At 48.8% G+C, this 2595-nt stretch carries 2 protein-coding genes; both read left to right on the forward strand.

The window, feature by feature from the left end; genetic code table 11:
* The first annotated feature begins 274 nt into the window (after window positions 1-274).
* A complete protein-coding gene (locus CPT76_RS00275; protein ID WP_219845370.1) occupies window positions 275-1237 on the forward strand; it encodes an NADP-dependent oxidoreductase in 963 nt (320 codons plus the stop codon).
* A gap of 270 nt (window positions 1238-1507) precedes the next feature.
* Complete coding sequence (locus CPT76_RS00280) at window positions 1508-2107, forward strand: nitroreductase family protein (RefSeq protein ID WP_181152672.1); 600 nt, start codon at window positions 1508-1510, stop codon at window positions 2105-2107.
* Window positions 2108-2595 lie beyond the last annotated feature (488 nt).

A 2595-nucleotide genomic window follows, 5' to 3' on the forward strand; every position in this document is an offset into this window, starting at 1 on the left:
ATGAGGAACGGTTATCGATATGACTCCCTGTATAAAATATGCTTATGCTGGCAAAGGACAAATAAATATAATCCAACGCGGGGGATCATCGCTAATCTCTCCGGTGCTTTCAAGAACTGTGATTTATTATTTTAACGTTATAAGATCATGTGGATCGATTCAAGTATGTAGTTTACTTTACATAACTTTTTTTGTGTAGTGATTAAAATGAAATATGTCTCGCAAGCATAGGAACTTGAAACATTGAAAAACGAAAAATGTAAGGAGAGGTATCATGGAAATCTTAGAGAAAATGAAAGCGATTGTGGTGACGGACGAGGCTGCGGGAATGTCCGGGATGAAGCTGGTGGAGCGGCCGAAACCGGACGCGGCGAGGCTCGCCAGCCTCTCGGGCGCGAGCTACGGCGATGTCGTCGTTCAGGTTCATGCATCGGGATTCACCTGGGATGAGCTGACGTGGCCCTCGACCTGGACCGATCGTATCGGGCGGGACCGGACGCCGTCGATCCCCGGCCACGAGGTGGCCGGAGTGGTCACCGCCCTCAGCTATGGCACAACCGGCTTGTCGGTGGGACAGCGCGTATTCGGCCTCACTGACTGGACTCGCGACGGCAGCCTCGCAGAGTATGTAGTTGTTGAGGCACGTAACCTCGCGCCGTTGCCGAGCGATGTTGACTTCACCGTGGGCGCTGGCGTCGCAATGACGGGCCTGACCGCCTGGCAAGGTCTGTTCGAACATGGTCACCTCCGGGCGGGGCAGAGCGTCCTTGTGCACGGTGCTGCAGGCGCAGTCGGCTCGATGGCAGTACAGCTCGCACGCCAGGCCGGCGCCTACGTCATCGGCACCGGACGCGCTGCCCACCGCCAGATGGCGCTCGACTTCGGTGTTCAGGAGTTCGTAGACCTTGAGAACGACTCACTGGAAGATGTCGGCGGTGTCGATCTAGTTTTCGATGTCTTCGGCGGTGACATCGGGAAGCGGTCCGCGAGTCTGGTTCGAGCTGGAGGAATGCTGGTGACCATCGCCGGACCGCCTGAGGCGCGGCCAGCCAACGGCCTGGCCGTTGACTTCGTTGTCGTGTCCGATCGCGCCCAACTGAGTGAGATCGCCCAGCGAGTGCGTGACGGAAGGTTGCGGACGAACATCGGCCAAATCGCCACTCTCGACGATGCCGTCGCCGCTTTTAACGCAACCGAGCGGGTCAAGGGAAAGACGGTCATCCGTGTTCGTGAATGAGTCATAAGGAAATGGGCTTCATGGTCACAGGGGAGTATCAATTGCCAAATTGGTTCGTTGAGCAGTTTCGTTTCATTCAATTTGGTAATTGTTGTTGGATCCTTCGGGGGTGAACATCCTCATGGGCTTCTGTTTTTTGTCCAACTTTATCAAATATACGAATTCACTTCAATCGATACTTTCTGGCTCAACTCTTCCACTTCAGAAATTGTCACCGATGCAATCGATGAAAAAAGGAAAAATAAGATAAGGAGAGGTATCATGAAAACCTTGGAGAAAGATTTATTGACTGCACTACGCGAACGGCGCTCCATTTATGGAATTAGCAAAGAATCGCCCATTTCGGATCAAAGTATCCAAGAAATAATCGAAGAAACCGTCAAACATACACCATCGGCGTTTAACAACCAAACTACGCGTATTGTTCTTCTCTTGGGAGAACAACATGACAAGTTATGGGATATTACGTCCGAAGTTCTCAAAGCATACGTTCCTGCCGAACAATTTGCTTCTACTCAGGAAAAAATGAACGGATTTCGGAAAGGATATGGTACAGTCCTTTTCTATGAAGATCAGTCAATTATTAATAATTTTATGAAACAATATCCCTCTTACCAAGAACACTTCCCGATTTGGTCACAGCAAACCAATGGAATGCACCAATTGGTGATCTGGATGGCGTTGGAGGCAGAGGGGCTGGGTGTAAACTTGCAGCACTACAATCCATTAATTGATGAACGGGTAAATGCAGAATGGGAGTTGCCAGAAAGTTGGAAACTGATCGCCCAAATGCCGTTCGGTAAACCGTCTGCCGCAGCAGGTGACAAGAAATTTAATCCGGTACAAGAACGTATAAAAGTTTTTAAATAAACTTAACCATGAGGCTGTCACCATGACAGTCTCTTTGTTTAATTCTATGGAGATGATGGATCAAACGATGGGAGTAATTGGGTGACGAGCGCATGGAATCTCTATCTGCAGATACTTAGTGATTTGGGACACTTAATAAATACACCTCGATGTCCCAGCTCATCTAGTATTCGGATGAGGATGCCAGGGCGCCGCAGCAGAATTCGTCCGTTTATTCATCTATCACTCCCAGCAGATCCCAAATCAAAAATCCGATGCCTGCTTGCGAAGAATCAATATGATTGTATAAATCTTTCCTTGAGCATGCAAATTAAATAAATGAGTAAAGGGCATGAGACTATAGGAGGTAAAATCTACATGGATACATTTAATGATACCGAAGATCGGAAATACTCGGTTAATAAGGATACTTATGGGGTTCTTGGGGAGGAGACGGAAGTTGATTCCGACGTTAATGAGGACCGCAATCGGGAACAGCAATTGGGACG

Origin of the sequence: Paenibacillus sp. AR247, from assembly GCF_002968895.1 — a bacterium.
Classification (GTDB): domain Bacteria; phylum Bacillota; class Bacilli; order Paenibacillales; family Paenibacillaceae; genus Paenibacillus_AQ; species Paenibacillus_AQ favisporus.

Excerpts from the sequence above, each read along its gene's own strand:
- CPT76_RS00275 (WP_219845370.1), top strand. The coding sequence starts at position 275 with ATGGAAATCTTAGAGAAAATGAAAGCGATTGTGGTGACGGACGAGGCT.